General features: G+C 38.8%; 10 protein-coding genes. 8 read left to right on the top strand and 2 right to left on the bottom strand.

Annotated features, from left to right (window positions below; all coding sequences use genetic code 11):
• Positions 1 to 3: 3 nt before the first annotated feature.
• Positions 4 to 11,901, bottom strand: a complete 11,898-nt coding sequence (locus tag V9G42_08170; GenBank protein MEI2759387.1) for a gliding motility-associated C-terminal domain-containing protein — start codon at positions 11,899 to 11,901, stop codon at positions 4 to 6.
• A 206-nt stretch (positions 11,902 to 12,107) separates the two neighbouring features.
• Between V9G42_08170 and V9G42_08175 the strand changes: the two genes are divergently transcribed.
• Complete coding sequence (locus tag V9G42_08175; GenBank protein ID MEI2759388.1) at positions 12,108 to 12,488, top strand: hypothetical protein; 381 nt, start codon at positions 12,108 to 12,110, stop codon at positions 12,486 to 12,488.
• A 63-nt stretch (positions 12,489 to 12,551) separates the two neighbouring features.
• On the opposite strand, the gene V9G42_08180 is transcribed toward V9G42_08175, so the two are convergent.
• Positions 12,552 to 13,775, bottom strand: coding sequence for an NADP-dependent isocitrate dehydrogenase (locus tag V9G42_08180; protein ID MEI2759389.1), 1,224 nt, complete (start codon positions 13,773 to 13,775; stop codon positions 12,552 to 12,554).
• A gap of 313 nt (positions 13,776 to 14,088) precedes the next feature.
• Here V9G42_08180 and V9G42_08185 point away from each other — a divergent pair, with 313 nt between their 5' ends.
• From V9G42_08185 to V9G42_08215, 7 genes are all read left to right on the top strand, one after another.
• Positions 14,089 to 16,875: a carboxypeptidase regulatory-like domain-containing protein gene (locus V9G42_08185; GenBank protein ID MEI2759390.1), complete on the top strand. Its 2,787-nt coding sequence runs from the start codon at positions 14,089 to 14,091 to the stop codon at positions 16,873 to 16,875.
• Positions 16,876 to 16,902: 27 nt separating this feature from the next.
• Complete coding sequence (locus tag V9G42_08190; protein ID MEI2759391.1) at positions 16,903 to 18,324, top strand: DUF5689 domain-containing protein; 1,422 nt, start codon at positions 16,903 to 16,905, stop codon at positions 18,322 to 18,324.
• Between the two features lie 67 nt (positions 18,325 to 18,391).
• Positions 18,392 to 20,611 (top strand): phospholipase D-like domain-containing protein, encoded by a 2,220-nt coding sequence (locus V9G42_08195; GenBank protein ID MEI2759392.1) that lies wholly within the window; start codon positions 18,392 to 18,394, stop codon positions 20,609 to 20,611.
• A gap of 167 nt (positions 20,612 to 20,778) precedes the next feature.
• Complete coding sequence (locus tag V9G42_08200; protein ID MEI2759393.1) at positions 20,779 to 21,477, top strand: MotA/TolQ/ExbB proton channel family protein; 699 nt, start codon at positions 20,779 to 20,781, stop codon at positions 21,475 to 21,477.
• 60 nt (positions 21,478 to 21,537) lie between these two features.
• Positions 21,538 to 21,912 (top strand): biopolymer transporter ExbD, encoded by a 375-nt coding sequence (locus V9G42_08205; protein ID MEI2759394.1) that lies wholly within the window; start codon positions 21,538 to 21,540, stop codon positions 21,910 to 21,912.
• 88 nt (positions 21,913 to 22,000) lie between these two features.
• The gene (locus V9G42_08210) at positions 22,001 to 22,777 is read left to right on the top strand and encodes a hypothetical protein (GenBank protein ID MEI2759395.1); all 777 of its coding nucleotides are present in this window, start codon (positions 22,001 to 22,003) and stop codon (positions 22,775 to 22,777) included.
• Between the two features lies 1 nt (position 22,778).
• On the top strand, positions 22,779 to 24,065 hold the full coding sequence (locus V9G42_08215; GenBank protein MEI2759396.1) for a folylpolyglutamate synthase/dihydrofolate synthase family protein: 1,287 nt from the start codon (positions 22,779 to 22,781) through the stop codon (positions 24,063 to 24,065).
• The last annotated feature ends 54 nt before the right edge of the window (positions 24,066 to 24,119 follow it).

Consider the following 24,119-nt stretch of genomic DNA (forward strand, 5'->3'; position numbering starts at 1 on the left):
TTCTTATCGTTTTAGTGTCAGATATCCCTGCATTGGCTTTTTGCCGTCATTCAGGTCGAGTATGAAATAGTATGTTCCATTTGGTAATTGCTGTCCAAGATAAACACCTGCAACATTTGAAGATCCGTCCCATGAATTGTCATAGTCACGTTTTTTGTAAACTAAGTTACCCCATCTGTTATAGATATAAAGCAGATTGCCGGGATATTTACTAAGACCGTCAATCACGTAAGTGTCGTTTACTGCATTACCATCCGGTGAGAAGCCTGTAGGGACAAACAGTGTGTCACAAATAACACTTACCATTACTTCGCTCACAACTTCGCAACCTTCGTTCGAACGAATGGTTACAGTATAGGTTGTTGAAGCTTTTGGTGTTGCAATCGGATTGGCAATTGTAGAGTCATTTAATCCTGCTCCGGGATGCCAGCTATACCATGAACCACCTGTTGCAAAAAGTTGTGCTATCTCTCCGTTGTTAGGACAAATCATCATACCCGGACTCACAGTATATCCACTTACTGAATTTACTTTCACTTCTACCGGTGTAGAGTTAAAGCTGCCACATGAGTTGGTTAGCGATACTGTGTAAACACCTGCTGCAGGTGTGGTGAGTGATGGTGATGTTGCACCAGGCAATATCTGTCCGTTAACATACCATTGATAAGAACCATTCTGAACTACTGTAGCATTTAAAGTTACTTTTCCGCCAACGCAGAACTCAGTAGGTCCATCAGCATTCATGTTGAATACAGAGATGTCAGTTACAACCTGTGTTTGTTGTACAGTACAACCATTAGCATCTGTAATGCTTACAGAGTAAGTTCCTGCACCAACATTGGTAAGACTTTGGTAAGTTAAACCATTGCTCCAGATATAAGCGTAAGGCTGTGTGCCACCTGCAACAGTAAGATCAATGTTTGCTCCATTACCTGTAAGACAGTTGGCCTCATTAGCTGTTGAAGATGCAGTGAGTGCAAATGCAGGTTGGGTTATTGTTACAGTCTGCTGATCAATACATCCTTTCTGATCGGTTACGGTTAATGAATATGTTCCGGGAGTAAGGTTGCTCAATTGTGAACTGCTTGAACCGTTGTTCCACTGATAGGTGTAAGCAGGAGTACCTCCAAGCGTTGTTACACTAATGCTTCCATTGTTCAGTCCATAACATGGTATCTGTGTTGCAGAAATTATATTACTTAGAATAGAATCAGGTTGTGTGATTACAAATACAGTATCTGTTGAGCAGTTGTAACTGTCTGTAACAATTACTTTATAATTACCTGCACTAAGATTGCTGATTGATGGCGTAGTCATTCCATTTGTCCAGATGTAGGAGTAAGGAGGAATACCACCCGATGCGGTTACTGAAGCAGAACCGGTGTTATTACCATGACAATTTATATTGTTTTGTTGTCCCGATAATGCTAAAGCTTGTGTAGGACCATTTATAGTAAAGTTTTGTGAGTATGTACATCCTGCACTGTCTGTAATGGTAACAGTGTATTGTCCTGCACCAATATTAACCAGATTTTCTGTAGTGTCACCATTGCTCCAGCTATAAGAATAAGGTACTGTTCCACCTGTCGGATTCAGAATTATTGAACCTGATGTCAGAGATGAACAGTTAAGATTTGTCACAACAGGGAAGGCATACAGTGCACCTTCCGGAGAAGGAACATATGTTGAAGTCTGAGCAATACAGCTGTTAGAGTCAACAATATATACAGAGTATGAACCGCCTGTTAAGTTAGTCAGGTTAGCAGTAGTATCACCATTGCTCCAATAGTACTGATAGGGTGGTGTTCCACCGGTTACAGTTAAGTTGATTGCGCCTGTACTATCAGCAAAACATCCTACCGGAGTCATTACAATACTTGGAGAAAGTGGGCCATTTGGTTGTGTTACTGTTGTTACAAGACTGAAAGTACAGCCATTTGCATCAGTAATTGAAACGGTATAGTTTCCTGCGGTCAAATTTGATAAGTCTTCTGTAACATCGCCTGTATTCCAAGCATAACTATATGGCATAGTACCACCAGTAACTGTAACGTCAATAGCACCATTATTTCCACCGAAACAACTTACAGAAGATGTCATCTGATAGGTTGCGGCTACGGCAGCAGCAGGTTGTTGTATTTCCATAGAGTCGGTAGCACTACATCCGTTTGCATCTGTAACAGTAACCGAATACCATCCTGAAGCAAGGTTGCTAATATTTTGTGTGTTGTTTCCATTACTCCAGAAGTAGGTGTAAGGACTTGTTCCGCCAACAGGATTAGTATTAATAGCTCCATTATTACCTCCAAAACAGTTTACATTTTGTTGTAGTGAAAGATTGTTGCTTAATGCTAAAGCCGGTTGTGAAAGATTTGCTGAAATTGACCAGGTACAACCATTCTGATCCGTAACGGTTACTTCATATAAACCGGAAGTAATATTATTGAGATCTTGTGTTGTCTGACCTGTGTTCCACAAATATGTATATGGAGTTGTTCCACCGTTAACCGTAAGATCAATGTTGCCACTCGAATTACCAAAGCAGCCAATGTTGCCAATGGAAGATATTCCACCGGATATACTGTCTTGTGGCTGATTAATAGTTGCAGATTGATTAGATGTACAACCATTGGCATCAGTAATAGTTACATTATAATTGCCTGCAGATAATGAAAGTTGGTTTTGTGCTGTTGAGCCATTACTCCACATAATTGTATAAGGAGTTGTTCCGCCTTGTATGTCAAGGTTTGCACTTCCTGTGTTACCACCAAAACAAAGTACTGGCGAAGTAGAAGTAATATTTGACGTGAGCGCTGCAGCAGGTTGCGTTAATGTTATGTTCTGTTGAACTGTACAGTTGTTTGCATCTGTAACAGTAACATTGTATGTTCCGGCTGCAATGTTTGATAAATCTTCTGTGTTTGCTCCATTGCTCCAGTTAAAAATGTAAGGAGTTGTTCCACCTGTTATTGTAAGATCAATATTTCCGGTGTTGTTACCAAAACAAAGTATATTTTGCATGCCGGTTATACTTGAAGACAAGGCTCCTGCCGGTTGCGAAATGGTTACTGTTTGATTGTTGTAACATCCGTTTGCATCTGTTACTGTCACTGTATAAACTCCGGAAGCAAGTCCTGCAATATCTTCAGTTGTTGCTCCGTTACTCCAAACAAATGTATATGGTGTTGTTCCGCCTGATGCATTCAAATCAATTGCACCTGTTGCATTGCTGTAGCAATCTACATTCTGTGATGATTGAATGGATGTTGAAAGGTTTGACGCAGGCTGACCAACATTTTCTGTCAGCGAATATGTACAGCCATTAGCATCAGTAATAGTTACACTATAAGCACCTGTTGCAAGATTTGAAATGTCTTCACTTGTTGAACCATTACTCCAGTTGAACGTGTATGGCATTGTACCGCCATTTACTGTTATGTCAATAGATCCATTACCACCACCTGTACATGATACATTCTGATTTGAGGTAACTGTTGCTCCTAATCCAGCAGCCGGCTGACTGATTGCAATGCCTGCAATTGAGGTAGTACAACCATTAGCATCCGTAATATTTACTGTATAGTTTCCAGCTCCAACACCTGTCAGGTTTTGATTTGCACTTCCATCACTCCACAAATAGGAGTATGGGGTAGTTCCGCCATTAACATTAATTAGTATCGCTGCAGTACTCTGACCATAACAACCAACATTTGTTAAGTTGTTGATGCTTGACGTTAGTGTTGCAGATGGCTGTGTTAAAATTGCAGATTGTGATGATGTACAACCATTGGCATCTGTGATGGTTACCGTGTAAGTTCCTGCAGCTATTGCATTCAGATCTTCTGATGTAGCACCATTGCTCCAGTTGTAATTATATGGTGTAGTTCCTCCGTTTGCCGACAAGTCAATACTTCCTGTTGCATTACCATAGCAGTTAATATTCTGTGATGAAGTGATAGCTGATGATAATGAAGTAGAAGGCTGTGTGATTATTTCAGAAAGTGAGAAAGTACATCCGTTAGCATCAGTAATCGTTACTGCATAGCTCCCTGAAGTAAGTCCTGATATGTTTTGTGATGTAGCACCATTGCTCCAGTTATAACTGAATGGCGATGTTCCACCACTAACATTAAGGCTTATTGATCCGTTATTTCCACCTGTGCAATTCACATTCACAGCGCTGTTTACACTTCCAAATAGTACTGCAGCAGGTTCGCTGATGATGATATTGTTTATTGATGATGTACAGCCATTGGCATCAGTAACAGAAACAGAATATGTACCTGCAGAAAGGCTGCTAAGATTTTGAGTGATTGCTCCATTGCTCCAATTATAAGAGTAAGGAGCGGTTCCACCATTAACATTGAGTGTAATATTTCCGGTGCTTTGTCCATAGCAGTTAACATTTTGAGTTCCTGTTATTGCTGTAGTCAATGCCCCTTCTGGTTGTGTTAATGAAATTCCTGAAAGTAAATTACTGCAACCATTGGCATCTGTGATGGTTACCGAATAGGTACCGGCACCAATGTTAGTGATGTTTTGTGTTGTTGCACCATTGCTCCAATTGTATGAATAAGGTGCAGTGCCGCCATTAACATTTAAGTTGATTGCTCCGGTATTGTTGCCGAAACAGTTGATGTTTTGTGAAGAAGCGACTGATGCGTTCAATGCACCTGCCGGTTGACTCACTGTTATGCTTGCTGAGGTATTGGTACATCCGTTGCCATCAGTAATTGTCACTACATAGGTTCCTGAAGAAACACCTGTAATGTCTTCTGTTGTTGCACCGTTGCTCCAGGTAAAAGTATAGGGTGCAGTTCCACCACTAACGGTAAGATCAACACCTCCAGTATTGTTTCCAAAACATCCTGCATCACTTGTAGTGAAAGTATATGCCAGTGCAGCAGCAGGCTGCGTAATAGTTACACTTCCCGTTGAAGAAGTACATCCATTGGCATCAGTAATTGTTAGTGTGTATGTTCCTGCAGCTAGATTGCTAAGGTTTTGCGATGATGCACCATTACTCCAGTTGTAAGTGTAGGGAGATGTTCCACCGGAAACGGTCACATTGATGGCACCTGTGTTTACATTGTAACAATTGATGTTTTGTGCAGCAAAAGTGTTGCTTAATGCTGCAGAAGGTTGTGTTATCTGAATAGCGTTTGAAGCAGATGTACAGCCATTAGCATCTGTTACAGTCACACTGTAGGTTCCGGCTGCAAGACTGGTTATGTTTTGTGTTGTTGCACCATTACTCCAATTATAGGCATAAGGAGATGTGCCACCGGTAACATTTATATTTATAGACCCTGTATTGTCTGAATAACAATTTACTTGTGTAGGTTGTGTTGTTAATGCTAATAATGCAGTTGGTTGAGTTAATACGATACCACTCATTTGTGTGGTACAGCCGTTAGCATCTGTAATGCTGACACTATAAGTGCCTGCTGTAATATTTGTAATATCCTGTGAAGTTGCGCCATTGCTCCAGTTGTAGGTGAAAGGTGCTGTGCCTCCCGTTACACTCACATCAATACTTCCTGTACTTTGATTGTAGCATAAAATATTTTGTGAAGAAGTTACGCTTGCAGTTAAAGCACCAGATGGTTGTGAAATAACCACTGAAGACTGACTGATACAATTGTTTGCATCAGTAACTGTAACTGCATAATTGCCTGCTGTGAGGTTTGATAAGTTTTGAGTTGTTGCACCATTGCTCCAGCTATAAGTGTAAGGGGCTGTTCCACCAACCACTGATAATGTTACGGAGCCATTGCTGCCACCATAACAAAGAATATCTTGCGATGATGCCACTGATGAAGATAAAGCTCCGGAAGGTTGATTCACTACACCGGTAGCAGCAGCAGTACAGCCGTTAGCATCTGTAATTGATACATTATAAGTTCCTGCATAGAGGCCGGAAATATTTTGTGTTGTTGCGCCATTACTCCAGTTATATGTGTATGGCAAAGTACCACCGGCAACATTAAGTGTTATAGAACCATTTCCACCACCGTTGCAAGCAACGTTTTGTGATGAAGCTACACTTGTAGTTAATGGGTTGTCAGGTTGATTAACCAACACACCGGTAATGGCCTTGCTGCAGTTATTTGCATCAGTAATTGTAACTGAATATGTTCCTGCAGTAATACTTGTAATATTTTGAGTTGTTGCTCCATTGCTCCATAAGTATGAGTAAGGTGCAGTTCCACCACTTACAGCAAGTGTCAGACTTCCGTTGTTGCCACCAAAACAAAGTACAGAAACGTTAGTAGCAACATTGGCATCTAATATTGCAACAGGCTGATTGACTTGTATTGCCGCCTGGCTTGTCGTACAGCCTTGTGCATCTGTTACTGTTACACTGTATGTTCCTGAATTGATATTTGATAAACCTGAAGTTGTTGCACCAGTATTCCAAACGTATGTATATGGAGCAGTGCCACCAGATACTGTTGTTGAGATTGCTCCTGTTGATAAGCCGAAACATAATACATCGGTTGTGTTTATTGCTGTAGCTAAGGCTGCTGCAGGTTGAGAAATTGTTATTGCATTTACTTGAGTAGTACATCCATTGGCATCTGTAACTGTTACAGAATAGCTTCCTGCTGTCAGATCATTAATATTTTGAGTTGTTGCACCATTACTCCATGAGTATGTGTAAGGCGATGTGCCGCCACTAACTGTTAAGTTGATGTTTCCATTGTTTTGTCCATAACAAGAGGCATTTTGGCTATTTGCTACACTGGCTGCTAATGCTTGTGATGGCTGCGTGATAGTTTTAGTTAAAGTTGCCGTACAATTGTTGGCATCAGTAACAGTCACTGTATAGGTGCCTGATGTTATGCCTAAAAGATTTTGTGTAGTAGCCCCATTACTCCAGTTGTAGGAATAAGGAGTAGTGCCACCCGAAATGCTTAATTGAATAGCAGCATTGTTGCCACCAAAGCAATTTACATTTTGCGATGAGGAAACAGATGCATTTAAAGCTTGCACCGGCTGCGAAACTGTTGCTGTTTCAGTTGTTGTACATCCATTGTTGTCAGTTACAGTTACAGTATAGGCACCCGAACTTAAACCTGTAATATTTTGTGTTGTTGCACCGTTGCTCCATGCATAAGTATAAGGTGTTGTACCACCGTTTGCATTAATTGAAACGGCTCCATTAGATAATCCAAAGCAAGATACATTTGTTGATGAAGTTATTGATGCATCCAATTGAGCGGATGGTTGCGTAATAGTTTTGTTTGCAGTAGTGGTACATCCGTTGGCATCTGTTATAGTTACAGTGTAACTGCCAGCAGCAAGGCCTGTAATTGATGAAGTTGCTGCACCGTTGTTCCAAAGGTAAGTGTAGGTAGTTGTTCCACCGGTTGCCGTTACACTCATGCTGCCATTCGGAACATTGTAGCAAGAAATATTTTGTGATGCTGTTACCGATGCACTTAATGCCTGTGCCGGCTGAGTAATTGTTTGTATTGCACTTGTTGTACACCCATTGATGTCTGTAATTGTTACAGAATATGATCCCGCTGTAAGCCCACTGATGTTTTGTGATGTGGCACCATTGCTCCAATTGTATGAATATGGAGTTGTGCCACCGCCAACTGTGATAGAAATTGATGCATTGTTACCCCCAAAACAGTTAACATTCTGTGTTGCCGCTATACTTGCATTCAATGCTTGTGCCGGCTGCCCGATTGCTTTTGTTAAAGTGGCTGTACAATTGTTGGCATCGGTCACAGTAACTGTATAAGTACCTGATGTCAGGTTTAGAATATTTTGTGTTGTAGCACCATTGCTCCAGCTATATGAGTAAGGTGAAGTGCCTCCGGCTACATTAATATTAATAATTCCATTAGCTCCGCCATTACAGCTTACTTCTTCTGATGATTCAAGAGATGCAACTAATGTAGCTGAAGGTTGTGAAACTGTTTTGTTTAATGATGTAATACAGCCATTAGCATCGGTTACTGTAACCGTATAATTTCCTGCAATTAATCCGGAAACATTTTGTGTAGAGGCACCTGTACTCCATATAAAAGTGTAAGGTGAGGTACCACCATTGACAGCTACATTAATGCTGCCGTTACTTAAACCAAAACATGAAACTTCTGTTGAAGCCGAAACAGATGCAGCCAACGCTCCTGAAGGCTGTGAAATATTTTTGTTGATGGTGTAGATACAGCCATTATCATCTGAAACAGTTACTGTATAGTTACCTGCTGTAATGTTGCTGATGTTTTGTGTTGTTGCACCATTACTCCAGATAAATGAATAAGGTGAAGTTCCTCCAGATACTGATAAGTTGATATGTGCATTATTTCCTCCAAAACACAGTACATTTTGAGAAGAAGAAATTGATGCCGAAAGTGCATTGGCAGGCTGAGAAACGGTTCCTGTAGCTTGTAGTTCACAACCTTTAGAGTCAGTGATGGTTACATTATATATACCGGAACTCAATCCATTAATATTCTGTGTTGTTGCACCATTGCTCCATAAATAGGTGTAAGGGGAAGTTCCACCTGTAACAGTAAGATTTAGTGCGCCATTGCCACCACCGTTACAAGAAACATTCTGCATGGATTGAATGTTTGCGCTGATGGCTGCTGAAGGTTGAGACAGCGTTATATTATTGGTCGAACTTGTACATCCTTTGGCATCAGTTATTGTTACTGAATAGGTGCCGGAAGTTAAATTGGTTAGATTTTGTGTAGTGGCACCATTGCTCCAGTTAAATGAATATGGTGTAGTACCACCTGATACAGCAATATTGATGGAGCCTGTTCCGCTTCCAAAACAGTTGATGTTTTGTGTGGCTGCAACAGAACTGTTTAATGCTGCTGAAGGTTGTGTGATACCGATAGCATTTTGTGATGATGTACATCCATTAGCATCTGTAACGGTTACAGTATAATTTCCTGCAACAATGTTTGAAATATTTTGTGTAGTAGCACCATTACTCCATGTATAAGAATATGGCCCTGTACCACCATTAACTGTAAGCGAAACAGCGCCAGTTGCATTGCCAAAGCAGTTTACATTGGTGCCAGTGGCAGATGTGGTTAATGATGCAGAAGGTTGAGCTACATTGATTGAGTTTTGCGATGAAGTACATCCGTTTGCATCTGTAACAGTGACACTATAAACACCGGCAACTATGTTGCTTAAGTTTTGTGATGTTGCACCTGTATTCCAAGAATAGCTGTAAGGTGATGTTCCGCCATTAACAGTTACATTTATTGAACCTGTTGCGTTATCGAAACAATCAACTGCAACCGGATTTGCGGAAGAAGTTAATGCAGCTGAAGGTTGTGTAACAGCAATAGAAGCTTGTGTTGATGTACATCCTTTAGAGTCTGTTACGGTAACCGTATAGTTTCCTGCTGCAATGTTGCTGATGTTCTGTGATGTTGCGCCATTGCTCCATGAGTAGGAGTAAGGTGCTGTGCCACCCGAAACATTAAGGTTGATTTCACCTGAAGCATTTCCAAAACAATTAACATTCACTGCCGTTGGTGTTGCAGTTAAAGCTGCAGCCGGTTGACTGATGTTTATTGAGGTTTGAGAGGTTGTACATGCGTTGGCATCTGTAACAGTCACAGTATAGTTTCCTGCTGTTAATCCGGTAACCGATGCACTGGTTGCGCCTGTGTTCCATAAATAGGTATATGGTGATGTGCCACCGGATGCTGTTACCGAAATTGATCCGTTGTTTCCACCATAACAATTTACATTAACCTTAGAATTGCTTAATGATAATGCTGCTGATGGTTGTGTAATTCCAATTGAACTTTGCGTACTTGTACAGCCTTTTGAATCTGTAACTGTAACAGTATAGTTGCCTGCTGTCAGTCCGGTGATGTTTTGTGTTGAGGCGCCATTACTCCATGTGTAATTATACGGAGCTGTTCCACCATTAACAGTAAGATTAATTGAGCCTGTAGCACCACCAAAGCAGCCAACACCTGTCGCACTTGCTGATGCTGATAAAGCTGCTGCAGGTTGTGTTAATGTTGCTGTTGCTGTTGCACTGCAATTTTGTGAACTTGTAACGGTAACTGTATAAGTGCCGGCACCAACATTATTTAAGTTCTGCGAAGAGGCACCATTGCTCCATGAGTAAGTATAAGGTGCTGAACTGTTGGAAACACTTGTAGTAATTCCACCGGTCTGCTGACCATAGCAATTAATGTTTGTTCCGGTTAAACTTACTTGTGGTGATTTGCGAAGATTTACAATTATAGTGTCTTTTACATTTGTACAAACATTTTTTGGCCCCATAACTAGTGTTACAGAACCTGCATTAATGTCTGCTGCAGATGGAATGTAGTATCCGTTTTTAACTGTATCACTTGGGCTAAACTGACCCGTTCCTGAGGTTGTCCATTTTACTGCACCGGTAAAGCTTGATTGTGAGTATGCAATGGTTCCATTAAATGATATTGAATCTTGTCCACCTCCTTTGGTGCAGACATTTTTATCTGTTCCTGCACTGTTAACTAAATAGTCTGGCAGGTTGATAATTGTTTTTGAACTTAGTTTATGTGCAAACCACCAGGTATTAATGGTGTTGCTTTCACCAATAGTATTTTGGTCAGAGTTGGCAGGGCTTGATGTCCACGTATGGCAAGGTGATGGGCAACCACCAAGGTTTGTTAAACCACCAATCAAAACGTCATCATAGAATAATGAATCCACAAACTGAGCACTACCCGGACGAATTACCGACATAGAGAATCCTGTTTCATGATTTTCTACATCATACATTGGCAGGTTTACCAATCCTGATTCAATACTTAATATAACTGATACGGGATTTCCAACAGGAATTAAATTTCCTAAGCCATCTTTTCCATCCCAATACAGACAGCTGGAGCCTGAAGGGACTTGTGGAAAGAATAATTTTCGATCTGCTGTACCGGCATCATATTTATTATTGTTATTTCTATCAATTACAACTGTAACGTCAGATGTTTTTATTAAGCCAACATTGATGCAAATAGAATCTCTGACGCAGCGCTCCAATGTTGGAGGCCCTGTTAAGAACGACATTGAGCCATTAGGATATGCTATAATGTCCGGATCGGTAAGAAATAGACGATATTCAACCGGAACAGAAAATCCGGTTTTAGACCTTCTGTCATTTGTTGCATTTCCTGTATTGGTTGTACCAAAGCGGTTGCAGGAAACACGAAATTTAAATGGTTTGATACCATTCAGGTCAACTTTGGTAACCGAGCTATCTTGTCCATAAATAAAGAATGATCCGAAAAACGGATTTGAATAAGATTCGGTATTGAAACCCCAGTTTTTTGAAAATAAACGACCGGTTATTTTAGTGTTAGTAGAAGTATTAACAACTGTTACATCAAATATACCCAAGCTTAATTCAGTGTTATTGCTTGTAGTGGTTCCATTATCTTTATTGAACTCTATATAATATGCGCCTGATAGGCCAACGGTAGGATTACAAACAAATCCATTATATCCTGCAGCATTAATTACATTTGGCCCGGCAATTGCCTGTGAGTGATATCTGATGAACCCTTGTGCATTACTGGTCGGTAATAGCTGAGGTCCAAAAATGATATTTCCGTTGGGGTCTTTAATACGCACATACCAATTTGTGTTTGTTGAGCGCTGTCCAATACCAAAATAGATTTTTTCTTGTGCGGGATTATTTATCCGCACATAGAGCCTGTTTTCATCATTGGCCGAATAGCCTGCAAATGTACCATAGGTAGTTTGTGTATTTAGAATCATAAGATTCGTTGCCTTTGTTGTATCTGGCTTAAACTGTGGCGATCCGTCAGCATATACTTTATCATGGCTGACCATTAAAAACAAAGCAAATAACAGCGATGCTGTCATCAACTTTAATTGAAATTTCTGAATCATTTTGTTTATAAAAGTTAACATCTTTCCCATAAGTTGGTGCGATTTTAAAACACTGATATGGGCATTCAACGTGAATGTGCAATGTAAGGTTACAGGGTATTTAGTTTTGTAATGCTATTTGAAAAATATTATTGAATTTGATGTAACCTTGTTTGAAAAGTGCCGTATTAACCGGAAAAACATTATCAAGTTTAAATATTCCAGAAATGAAAAAGATTATATTCAGTTTGTTTTTTGTCATTGCTGCATTTGCAGTAAAAGCACAAACCATTATCGGTAAAGTTGATGTAGATGGTATTCCCCAATTTACAGCAGCAATATCTGATTGCAAAAGCGAACTACAAAAAATATCAAGTAATAAAGGATCGTTTGCTTCCATAAAATTGCAGGATATCACGTTTTCTCAAATGTCAAAAGGTCAATATTGTTTAACAGCTTATGAGAAAGATGCAACAGGAAAAGTAGCACGTGGAATCAGAGTTGAATGCAAACAGGATGATGAGAATAATTTAATCATCACTCCGGCTTCAAATGTTGAAACTACAACAGGTAAAGCATTTGCAAAAATTAACACTTCGATACAATAATATTGTAATTTGGAATAATAAAAAAGGGAGCCCGTAAGCTCCCTTTTTTAATTTTAATCTATTTTATTTTTGAAGTTTTTTCTTCAGATTGGTATCAATGACGGAAAGAAAATCTTCAGTATGCAGATAATGTTCCGGCTTTGTTTCATTACCATAAATACATACTGCAAGGTCTTTAGTCATCTTGCCGTTTTCTACGGTTTCCACACAAACTTCTTCTAATGCTCTGGCAAAATTTATTAGTGCAGCATTGTTATCTAATTTACCTCTGAAATCAAGTCCTCTAGTCCAGGCAAATATTGAAGCTATGGGATTTGTAGATGTAGGTTTTCCTTTCTGATGTTCGCGGAAGTGGCGTGTTACAGTTCCATGTGCGGCTTCTGCCTCCATGGTTTTTCCATCTGGTGTAATCAATGTTGATGTCATCAGGCCAAGTGAGCCAAATCCTTGTGCCACTGTATCGCTCTGCACATCTCCATCATAATTTTTACATGCCCAAACAAAATTGCCATTCCATTTTAAAGCACTGGCAACCATATCGTCAATCAAACGATGTTCATAGGTGATAGTTTTTGCTTCAAACTTAGGTTTAAATTCCTTCTCATATACTTCTTGAAATATATCTTTAAATCTTCCATCATATTTTTTAAGAATGGTATTTTTTGTTGAAAGATATAATGGCCATCCTTTTTGTAGTGCCACATTAAAACACGATTGTGCAAAACCTCTAATGGATTCATCTGTATTATACATTGCAAGTGCAACGCCATTGCCTTTGAAGTTAAATACTTCATGTTCGATAGTGCCATCTTCACCTTCAAACTTGATGGTGAGTTTGCCTTTGCCTTTTGTCAGAAAATCTGTTGCGCGGTACTGATCACCAAATGCATGACGACCAATGCAGATTGGCGCTGTCCAGTTTGGCACCAAGCGTGGAATATTTTTACAAACTATTGGCTCACGAAAAACAGTCCCGTCAAGAATGTTTCTGATAGTGCCATTAGGCGATTTCCACATTTGTTTCAGACTAAATTCTTTAACACGTGCTTCATCGGGTGTAATAGTGGCACATTTTATTCCTACATTATATTTTTTAATTGCCTCAGCAGCTTCTACTGTTACTTTATCATCAGTAGCATCGCGATGTTCCATGCCAAGGTCGTAATATTTAATGTCAATGTCTAGGTAGGGTAGTATGAGTTTATCTTTAATAAACTTCCAGATTACTCTTGTCATCTCATCGCCATCCAATTCAACTACAGGATTTAATACTTTAATTTTCTCCATTCGATTAACTATTTTAAAAATGAGCGACAAAAATAATGTTTTATATTTCTATTTTTTTGCCTGTAACCTATTTTATCAGCCTGATTTTATGTATACCAATGATTTGAGATTTGCTGTCAGGTGTAATAGTTTATTGCTCCATAAGCTACCAAAGAAATGAAAAATCGCTATCATTGTAAGTGACACATTTTCAATGATAACGGTATAGTTTAATACTAAATAAATGAAAAAAATTAAGACCCTGTTACATTCCTGCTTATTACAACTTTTGATATAGCTTATTTATTTAGATTTGCCACCCTAATTATAAAATATGAAGCTATTTTCTACAGTCAGTTTTTTCCTGACTTTATTGATTCTTCCTTTTCTTTCCTCTGCCCAGTCAGGAGTTTTAAAGGGGGTTATTTTAAATGAGAACAGTGTCCCGATGGCAGGCGAGGTGGTTGTGCTCAACGGCACTAACTTTCAATCAATCACAGACAAAGACGGAGCATTTACTATAAGTGGTGTTACTTATGGCACCTACTCTCTTTCTGTGCAGGATGTTGCATACAGCGGTTTTAAACAAGAAGTAGTTGTGAACGCTGAGACTGTTGATGTAGGCACTGTGAAATTGGTTTACAGTCCCGGAACAGCTACAACAGAGGCCGACATTCCTGTTGTAACGCTTGACGATGATGAATTACAATCTAACTCTGCACAGTCAAGTGTTTCCAGTGTTTTAGGAGCATCTCGTGATGCCTTTACATCGGCTGCTAATTTTAATTTCAGTGTTGCACGATTCAAAACCCGTGGTTATGACACAGAAAACTTCCCTACATTAATGAACGGCATTGCTGAAGAAGACTTAACCAATGGCCGTACTGCATTTTCAAGTTGGTCGGGTTTGAATGATGTTCTCAGGTCAAGAGAATCAACTTCAGGATTAAATCCTTCAACTTATTCTTTTGGAGGTATTGGAGGTTCATATAGTATTGACTCTCGTGCCGGAAGACAACGTAAGCAGATACAGGCTACATATTCATTAAGCAACAGAACCTATGACAATCGTTTTATGTTGACCTATGGAAGTGGATTTAACAAAAAAGGATGGGCTTATTCAGCTTCTATTTCTAAAAGATGGGCTAAAGAAGGTTTTATCAAAGGAACCTATTATGACGGTTTTGCTTATTATTTAGGTGTTTCAAAAGTTGTCAATAAACATGAGTTTGATTTTACAATCTTAGGCAGTCAATATGAAAGTGCACGCTCATCATCTAATACTAAAGAAGTTTATGATATAGCAGGTGATCATTATTATAATTCAAACTGGGGGTATCAGAATGGCGAAATACGGAATGCTAATATTGGACGCAGTCATCAGCCTGTGTTTACGTTAAATCATGAGTATAAAATTAGTAATAATACAACCTGGTTTTCTGCCTTATCATATACAACGGGCAAACGTGAATCTACTGCATTGAATTGGTTTGCTGCTGACCCTCGTCCAACATACTACAGAAATTTGCCATCATGGCAAACAGATTCTGCAGCAGCAGCACAGGTTTATAATACACTGAAAGCAAATCCTGATTTATTACAAATCAACTGGGATAATATGTTACTTGCCAACGATCAAAATTTTCAAACAGTAAATAATGCCGATGGTGTTGCAGGTTCAGCAGTTAGTGGTAAGCAAGCATTATATTTAATCGAGAATCGTGTAATTCAAACAAGCCGATTGAATTTTAATACTACATTTAATACTATTTTAAATGATAACATTACTACAAGTACAGGGTTATCTTTCCAGAAACAAACTTCGCGCTTTTATAAAGAAGCAGAAGATTTATTAGGTGCAGAGTTTTTTGTTGATATTGATAAATTCGCTAATCAGGATTTTCAGGATGAGCAATTAAGTCAGAGCGATTTAAATCACCCAAACAGAATAGTTCGTGAAGGTGACCGCTTTGGTTATGACTACGAGGCACACATTACTCATGCACAGGCATGGACACAAGCTGTTGCCAAATACAATAAAATAGATATATTCGGTGCTATTCAGGCTGCTTATACTTCTATTTATAGGGAAGGTAACTATAAGAATGGATTGTTCCCGGACGACTCTTATGGTAAATCAAAAACTTACGTGTTTCCTGATATTGGTGTGAAAGCAGGTGCTACTTATAAAGTAAATGGCCGCAATTATGTTTTTGCAAATGCAGGTTATCTGACAAGAGCACCTTTCTTCAATAACATGTACTTGTCACCACGCTCAAGAAATACATCGGTAGCAGATATCACAAGTGAAAAGATTACATCTGTAGAAGGTGGTTATTTGCATATTGCCCCAAAGATTAAAGGTAAACTTAAATTATACTATACCAATTTCAGAGATGGTATTGAAAACCGCTCCTATTATCTGCAAGGATTTGGTACTAACAGTTATGTGAACTACACATTAACTGGAATTGAAAAAGTACATACAGGAACAGAAATTTCTGTTGATGCTAATCTGGGAATGGGTCTTTCTGCAATGGCAGTAGCTTCAATTGGGCAGTATTATTATAGCTCACGACCTACGGCAACTATAACAGTAGATAATACCAACACTGTTCAATCATCAGGCGAAGTGGTGTATATGAAAAACCTTCATGTTGACAACACACCTCAAAATGCATTTACAGTAGGATTGAACTACCGTTCAAAAAAATTCTGGTATGTTGGTGTTAATGCCAATTGTTTCTCTAATTCTTATGTAGAAGCAAGCCCGGCAAGACGCACCGGTGACATCATTGATGGTGTAGATGAAAACAGTCAGGCATGGGAAAAAATATTGGGACAGGAGCGTTACGATTCACAAATGACTCTCGATTTGAGTGCAGGATGGTCAATTAAAATGAACAACCATATCAAAGCTTTAAAGAGAAATACCTTCTTCCTAATTAACCTTAACATCAATAACCTGCTCGATAATAAAGACATTATCACAAATGGATATGAACAAGGCAGACTGGATAAATCTGCTGTTCTTTCAGGAAGACCTGATGTATTTGCTTCAAAATACAGTTATGCTTTTGGCAGAACGTATATGATCAGCTTTATTTTAAGAATGAATTAATAACTAAATTAGAAATATAATAAAACAATGATAAAGAATATAAAAATCACAACAGCATTTGCAATTCTTGCAATTACTTTAAGTACTGTTTCCTGCGTTAAAAAGGATGATTTTGACAATGCACCTACTACTAATGTTGATCCGGATATTATTACCAATGCAACAGTATCAAGTGTTGTAACCTTAGCTAATGCAACCGGGCCGGTTCAGATAACTTCTGATTTAACTTTCTCTGCTGTTATAGTGGCAGATGATAAATCTGGTAATTATTATAAGGAGATGATTATGCAGGATTCGACAGCAGGTATCAGTATATTACTTGATCAACCGTCATATTTTACATCTCTGTTTATTGGAAGAAGAGTTTTTGTTAAAGCAAAAGGCTTGTATATCCAATCCGTAAATGGTACTCCTAAAATGGGTATCTTAAATGCCGGTGCAGTGGATGCAATTCCTGCTGCTGAAATCGGGAACTATCTTGTAGGCGGTAAATGGGGATTAACTGTTGTTCCGGCAAAAAGAAAGCTAAATGCATTAACAGATGCCGACTTAAATACACTTGTTCAGTTTGATAGCGTTGCATTTGCATCAGCAGAAGTTGGTTTGCCATTTGGCGATGCTGCAAATAAGTCAACTGTTAACCGAAATATTCAGGACTGTTTTGGAAATTCATTAATTGTGAGAACAAGTGGCTATGCCAATTTTGCAACTACTCTTATTCCATGCAAAGGTGGTTCAATAACTGCAATTTATCAGAAGTATAATGCAACTCCTCAGGTATTTCTTCGTGATATGAATGATGTGCCTGCAAATATTGAGCGCTGCGATGGTGTTGTTTGCACCCCGGTTTATGTTTCGATTGACAGCATAAGAACATTGTTTGCATCCGGTACAACAACAGTTCCCGGAGGTTTTCATATTAAGGCAACAGTGATTTCTGATTATACTACTTCTGCTCTTGATACAAGAAATGTTATTGTACAAGATGCAACAGGTGGAATCTGCCTGCGTTATAGCACTGCACCAAACTTTTCAATGAACTCTCAGTATGATTTTAATGTTGGCGGACTTACATTAGCTGAGTTTAACGGATGGCTGCAGATAAATAATATGGCCGGAGGTCTTTCGATAACAGGGTTAGCACCAATCACACCAACTGTTATTGATTTGGCAACTGCAACTGCAGATTTTGAGCAGTATGAATCAATGCTTATAAAAGTAAATAGTGTTACCATCAATAATGGAACATCAACTAATTATGGCGCCAATGGAGGCAGCCTTACTATTTCTGATGGCAGCACACCAAATACAGTAGTGCTCTATTGTCGCAGTGCTGCAACCTTTGCATCATCTCCAACACCAACAACACCGGTTAGTATTACAGGAATCCTGACTCAATTTAGTACTACCAAACAATTTCAGATTAGAAATTTAGGTGATATTCAATAAGCAATAAATATTTTTGACGCAGTGTAGGATTCTTCTGCACTGCGTTTTTCTTTTAATAAGAACACAAATGAAGCCTCTAATTAGTATTGTTTTTTTTGTTCTACTGTTGCAGAATGGTTTTGCACAGTTAGTTTCCATTGCTACAGCTCGAACTTCGCCCACAGGCACTCAAGTAACGGTTACGGGTGTTTGTGTCAATGGGCAGGAGTTAGGAAATATTCGGTACATCAATGATGGAACAGGAAGTGTTGCTGTGTTCAGTACACAGCTAAATACAACTGTTCGTGGCGATGCCATTATGGTTACAGGAGTACTTTCAGATTATTTTGGATTACTTGAAATTACTAATCTAACATCTTTTCAGAATATGGGTGGTGGCAATAACTTGCCTGCACCAATTGTGACAACGCCATTGCTGCTCGATGAAAGTACAGAAAGTCATTTAGTGCGAATTGATGGTGTTGTGTTTAACAATGGCGGTGGAACTTTTGTTGGTAATGCTAACTATGCTTTTACTTCCAATGGCGAAAGTGGTCAGGTTCGTGTTGCAGCCAATACCAATCTTGTAGGTCAGCCTATTCCTTCCGGTGCTGTTAGCCTCATTGCAGTCTGCAGTCAGTATCAAGCGGTGTATCAACTACTGCCCCGCGATCAAAACGATATTTTTATTTCATCAACTTTTTACATGACCTCACCGCCTGTTCAGCAAAATATCAACACAGCAGGTTTTGATGTCAACTGGACTACCAATCTGCCTGCTTCTTCTTTTATTGAATATGGACTTACACCTGCTCTTGAATTGGGAATTCTTAACGGCACATCAGGTAGTGCAAATCATACGGTAACACTTTCAGGTGCATCACCTTCTCAGGTGTATTATGTAAAGGCATTTTCTGTAAATGGAAATGATACCGCAACAGCTACTGTTAAAATTTACATCACGGCCTCACTTTCAAGCGGTGATATGAAAGTTTATTTTAATAAGGCAGTCAACAATAGCTATGCATGGACACCTGCAAACAATGCTATACAATTGCCGGGAGCTTTTCAGGATACCATTGCAGCATATATCAACCGATCACAAATGAGTGTAGATATTGCAATTTATAATTTTGAAAACAGTGGAACATCACAGATTGTACAGGCTATTAATGATGCAGACAACAGAGGTGTTGCAGTAAGAATTATCTATGATGGCGGAAATGCCAACAGTGGGTTGGCATTGTTGAACCCGACAATAAATATGCTTCCATCGCCAACTACACCTCCGGGTTATTATTCCATCATGCATAATAAGTTTGTTGTAATTGACGCCAAATCAAGTGATGCAAACAACCCTATTGTGATTTCCGGATCAACCAATTTCACAAATGCTCAACTCAATAATGATGCAAATAATTTATTGATTGTACAGGATAAGTCACTTGCAATTGGTTATACAATGGAATTTGAAGAAATGTGGGGTAGCAATGTACTTCAGCCCAATTCTGCCAATTCCAAATTTGGACCGGATAAGAAAGACAACACGCCTCATGAATATAATATTGGCGGCAATCGAGTAGAGTCTTATTTCAGTCCATCTGATAATGTAAACAATCAAATAATGACAACTGTTGAATCTGCAGATCAGCAAATGCAGTTTGCTTTATTGGTGTTTACCCGATTTGATGTTGCTTATGTTGCCGAAGACCGTATTTTAAATCATGGTGTAGATGCCTATGGCATAGTTGATGACACTGGCAGTGGTGGTGGACAGGCATACAGTATTCTGAATGCTGTTATGGGTTCAAAATTGATGCTTTACAATCATTCAACACAAACCGGATTGTTGCACCACAAATACCTGATTGTTGATCAGAATAATCCTTCAAGTGACCCATTGGTGCTGACAGGGTCGCATAACTGGAGTACAACTGCCAATCAGAAAAACGATGAAAATACTTTAATCATACATAACAGAAACATTGCCAATCAGTACTATCAGGAATTTGTAAGACGATTTACTGATAATGGCGGTGTGCTTGGTTTGAATGAATCAGAACAGGGCATGACAGTAACCTTGTATCCCAATCCTGCATCTGAAAATTTATTTATTAGTCTTAGTCATACACATGAGAATAATTACCAATTCGAGCTTTTTGACGTTGCCGGTAAAAAGGTAATGCAAATGAAACTGCAAGAAGGCAATTCCGGGATGATTTCTTTAGGAAGATTGAACAAAGGCATCTATTTCTATAAGGTTAGAGGCGAAAAAGTGATGAATTCAGGCAAACTGATTATCAATTAGGCGGACTTTATCTTCCACTTAGCTCATTTTAGTATGAGCAATTTATACTTTTTTACTTTTATTATCGTTTGCCTTATCAACAAAACTGTGTTTAAAATAGCAGTGAAACTTGATTATTTAATAAGGGCATGGGCGTACTTTTACTGTTCTAAAATTTCGAATTCAACATGAGCATTTTATTGCAAATTACTCAAGCTGTTACAGATAGCGCCACTGCATTACAGCCTGCGGTGAAGGCCGAGCAATCCATTTCGTTTCTTGATTTGGTTATAAAGGGTGGACCTATAATGATTCCGTTAGGATTGTTGTCGGTTGCTGCTGTTTATATTTTTTTCGAACGATATTTTACGATTAGAAAATCGTCAAACATTGATAAAAATTTTATCAATCAGATAAAAGACTTTGTTCATACCGGTAATGTTGATGCAGCAAAAGCCTTGTGCAGAAACACAAATCATCCTGTGGCAAGAATGATTGAAAAAGGTTTGTTGCGTCTGGGTAAACCTATCCGTGATATAGAATCATCAATTGAAAATGTGGGCAAGCTCGAAATTTATAAACTTGAAAAGAACCTGAGTTTCTTAGGAACAATTGCAGGTATTGCACCAATGTTTGGTTTCCTTGGAACAATCTTCGGTGTAATCAAGATTTTTTATCAGATATCGTTAGAGAATAGTTTGCAGATAGACACCATTTCAGGAGGCTTGTATGTGAAAATGATTACCAGTGCAGCAGGTTTGTTAATTGGTGTTGCCGCTTATGCAGGTTATCATTATCTGATATCGTTAGTTGACCGCGCTGTTAATAAAATGGAGATAAACGCTGTTGAGTTTATTGACCTGCTCGAAGAGCCTGTAAAAAAATAATTGTGAAATCCTGTTAATCCAAGCATCATTATGGCATTGAATCTGAGAAGGCGAAATAAAATGACCGGGGAAGTCTTTGTTGGCTCCCTCAATGATATTATGTTTTTCCTTTTATTATTTTTCCTGATTACGTCAACAATGGCAACACCAAACGTTTTGAAACTGTTGTTGCCGAATGCAAAAACCAGCAAGCCTGCGGTAAAGCATCCGGTGACAATTTCAGTTACTGCCGATATGCAATATGCAGTGAACAATCAGGTCGTTGCGTTTGATCAGCTGGAAAGCTCTATTCTTACTCAATTGCAAGGTCAGGAAGATCCAACAGCAATTTTGAAAGTTGATAAAAGTGTTCAGGTACAAGGGTTAGTTGACTTGCTTGACATTGGTGCCCGCAATAAAATAAAAATGGTGCTTGCTACCAACACAGTGAAGTAATATGGAAGTTCCCGCTATAAAAAGAAACTCTTTAATTTTAACTCTGGTGCTACACGGCATCTTGTTGTTTCTTTTATGGTGGTTCACAATGCACACAAAAATTCCACCATTCGGTGGGGGTGGCGGAGCAGAATCTTCTAACCTTGGTTTTGTTGAGTTGTCAACAGGAAACATTCAGCCCGAATCTGAAAATGTTTCTGAAAATCCACAACCTTTAACAGCAACACCTTCTGCTGTCGTTGAAGAACAAAATTATACTACGCAGCAAACAGAAGAGAGTGCTGTTGTTGAAGCTAAAAAAGAAAAGATTCCGGAGAAAAAAGTTATTAAAACAATTGAGGCACCTGTAAAAACTGAAGTTAAAAAAGTAGAGCCTGTAGTGCCTAAAGTAAATGCAGAGGCATTATATCCGGGCAAGAAAAATAATTCTGTTTCGCAGGGAACATCAAACTCCGGCAGCGGTGATCAGGGAACACGTGATGGTGATCCCAATGCATTATATCAAGGTAAAGGTACAGGCCAAGGTGGAAGCGGTAGTGGTGGAGGAGAGGGTGATGGTTCCGGTCCCGGAAAAGGTAGTGGCTCCGGTCCGGGTTTTTCTTATGATTTAGCAGGAAGGTCTGTACGTGCCAAGCCAACAATTTATGACAACAGTCAGGAGACGGGAAAGGTAGTTGTATCAATTAAAGTTGATAAGTACGGTAATGTTATTGATGCAGTTCCCGGTGCAAGAGGTTCAACTACCACAAGCGCTAATCTTTTCAGAAAAGCAAAAGACGCTGCATTTAAAGCAAAATTTAATCAAAGTCCACAGGGAGTTGAAGAACAAAGAGGAACCATTACCTTTGTTTTTCTTGTTCAGTAAAATGAACTATACCGAAACACTGAATTATCTGTTTTCAAAATTGCCAATGTTTCATCGCATTGGTGCAGCAGCTTATAAAAATAATTTAGATAATAGTATTGCATTAGATAAAATACTCCATCAGCCACATAAAACTTTTAAATCTATTCACATAGCCGGAACAAATGGTAAAGGCTCCACTTCAAATATGCTGGCTGCTGTATTGCAAAAGCAAGGTTATAAGACAGGTTTGTTTACCTCACCTCATCTGAAAGATTTCAGAGAACGGATAAGGGTGAATGGAAAAATGATTTCTAAAAAGTATGTAAGCGACTTTGTGCAACAATATTTGAAGGAGTTTGATATTATGCAGCCTTCATTTTTTGAATGGACTGTTGCATTGGCATTCGATTATTTCCGTCATTGTAATGTTGAAGTTGTAGTGATTGAAACCGGTTTGGGTGGACGATTGGATTCAACAAATATTATTCGGCCAGAACTTTCTGTAATAACAAACATCGGTTGGGACCATGTGAATCTTTTAGGTGATACCCTTGAAAAAATTGCAGCTGAAAAAGCAGGAATTATAAAAGAAAATATTCCTGTTCTGATAGGTGAAACAACAGTTCAAACAAAAAAAGTTTTCCTGAAAAAGGCAGAGGAAAATGCTTCACCGATTTATTTTGTAAGCAACAATTGTAAAGTCCAACTTAAGAAGAAGTTTCTCGAATATTTAGTGTTTGATGCAGAATTAAAGAGTGGCGAAGTTTATAGAAACTTAAAATTAAGCCTGGCAGGTGACTATCAATTAAAAAATATAGCAACTGTTTTATCAGCGATAGAAATATTAAAAGATTCAGGTTTTTCAATTGAAAAGAAAAATGTAATAAAAGCACTTCTAAATGTTCGGCAATTGACCGGATTCACAGGTAGATGGCAGGTGTTAGGAACTAAACCACTCATTATAGCTGATACTGGTCACAACGTTGACGGTATTAAAACAGTAATTCGCCAAATTTGTAAGATAAGTTTTAAAAAGCTTCATTTGGTTATTGGTATGGTTAATGATAAGGACGTTATGCCTGTCCTGAAGCTATTGCCAAAGCATGCAATCTGCTATTTTTGCAATGCTAAAATCCCTCGTGCAATGCCTGCTAAAGAATTGAGAAGCAAGGCTATAGAAGTGGGATTGCAAGGCGAATATTATACATCGGTTAAACGGGCATTGCTAAGCGCAAAAAAAGCAGCCACAGCACAAGATTTGATTTTTGTCGGAGGTAGTACATTTACAGTAGCAGAAGTACTCTGATTGTGTGTAACTATTCACCCAAAAACACACACTTTTTCAGTGTAGTTAGGGTAA

The sequence above is a fragment of the Bacteroidia bacterium genome, from assembly GCA_037045145.1.
GTDB lineage: Bacteria > Bacteroidota > Bacteroidia > AKYH767-A > OLB10 > OLB10.